This is a genomic window from Streptomyces sp. NEAU-W12 (assembly GCF_026242095.1).
In the GTDB taxonomy this organism is placed as follows: Bacteria; Actinomycetota; Actinomycetes; order Streptomycetales; family Streptomycetaceae; genus Streptomyces.
Window position 1 is genome coordinate 1 of the sequence record NZ_JAPJDM010000086.1, and the last position, 1,719, is coordinate 1,719.

The window sequence follows — 1,719 nt, forward strand, 5'->3', positions numbered from 1 at the left end:
CTGCGCAAGGCCTACGGGGACAAGACGGTCCTCGACGGCATCGACCTGGCGGTGCCGGCCGGGTCCGTGTTCGCGCTGCTCGGGCCGAACGGCGCCGGCAAGACCACCGCCGTGAAGATCCTCTCCACCCTCGTGGCCGCCGACGCCGGCGAGCTGCGCGTCGGCGGCCACGACCTGGCCGCCGACCCGCAGGCCGTGCGCGCCGCGATCGGTGTGACCGGGCAGTTCTCCGCCGTCGACGGCCTGATCACCGGCGAGGAGAACATGCTCCTGATGGCGGACCTGCACCACCTGCCCAAACACGAGGGACGGCGGGTCACCGCCGAACTCCTGGAGCGCTTCGACCTGGTGGAGGCGGCCAAGAAGCCCGCCTCCACCTACTCCGGCGGCATGAAGCGCCGCCTCGACCTCGCCATGACCCTGGTCGGCGGACCGCGCATCATCTTCCTCGACGAGCCGACCACCGGCCTCGACCCGCGCTCCCGCCACAGCATGTGGGGCATCATCCGCGCACTCGTCTCCGACGGCGTCACCGTCCTCCTCACCACCCAGTACCTGGAGGAGGCCGACGAACTCGCCGACCGCATCGCGGTGCTGAACGACGGCAGGATCGCCGCCGAGGGGACCGCCGACGAACTGAAGCGGATCGTCCCCGGCGGACACGTCCGGCTGCGCTTCACCGACCCGGACGCATACCGCTCCGCCGCCGTCGCGCTGCGCGAGGCCGCACGGGACGACGAGGCGCTGTCCCTGCAGATCCCCAACGACGGCAGCCAGCGCGAACTGCGCTCCGTCCTCGACCGGCTGGACGCGGCCGGCATCGAGGCGGACGAGCTGACCGTGCACACCCCCGACCTCGACGACGTGTTCTTCGCCCTGACCGGCCCCGCCGACATCACCGACCAGCCCAAGGAGAACGCCCGATGAGCAGCCTCTCCCTCGCCGTCCGCGACTCGCACACGATGCTGCGCCGCAACCTGCTGCACGCGTGGCGCTACCCGTCCGCGACCCTGAACCTGCTGCTCACACCGATCATGCTGCTGCTGCTCTTCGTCTACGTCTTCGGCGACGTGATGAGCGCGGGCATCGGCGGCGGCGGCGCCGACCGCTCGGAGTACATCGCCTACATCGTCCCGGGCATCCTGCTGATGACCATCGGCAGCACCGTGATCGGGGCCGCGGTGCACATCTCCATGGACATGAACGAGGGCCTCATCGCCCGCTTCCGCACGATGGCGGTCTACCGCGGCTCCGTGATCGTCGGGCACGTCGCCGGCAGCGTGCTGCAGTGCATCGCCAGCGTGGTCCTGGTCGGCGCCGTCGGCGTGGCCATCGGCTTCCGCTCCACCGACGCCACGGCCCTGGAGTGGCTGGCGGCGTTCGGGCTGCTCGCCCTGTTCGCCCTGGCGCTCACCTGGATCGCGGTCGGCATGGGCCTGGCCAGCCCGAACCCCGAGGCGGCCAGCAACAGCGCGATGCCGCTGATCCTCCTGCCGCTCGTCTCCAGCGCCTTCATCCCGGCCGACACGATGCCGGGCTGGTTCCGGCCCGTCGCCGAGTACCAGCCCTTCACCCCGGCCATCGAGACCCTGCGCGGACTGCTGCTCGGCACCGAGATCGGCAACAACGGCTGGATCGCGATCGCCTGGTGCGTCGGCCTGTCCGTCCTCGGCCACCGCTGGTCGACGGCGCTGTTCAACCGCGACCCGAAGTAACCGC

2 protein-coding genes are annotated in these 1,719 nt (G+C 71.1%); both read left to right on the forward strand.

All coding sequences use genetic code 11. The annotated features are described in order from the left end of the window. On the forward strand, positions 1-927 hold a 927-nt coding region (locus tag ORI94_RS35165; RefSeq protein ID WP_266083173.1), incomplete at its 5' end, for an ATP-binding cassette domain-containing protein. Continuing rightward, positions 924-1,715: an ABC transporter permease gene (locus tag ORI94_RS35170; protein WP_266083175.1), complete on the forward strand. Its 792-nt coding sequence runs from the start codon at positions 924-926 to the stop codon at positions 1,713-1,715. The genes ORI94_RS35165 and ORI94_RS35170, both read left to right, overlap by 4 nt. The last annotated feature ends 4 nt before the right edge of the window (positions 1,716-1,719 follow it).

Bases quoted from the DNA above. Each gene is read 5' to 3' on its own strand.
- ORI94_RS35170 (WP_266083175.1), top strand. From the start codon at position 924: ATGAGCAGCCTCTCCCTCGCCGTCCGCGACTCGCACACGATGCTGCGC.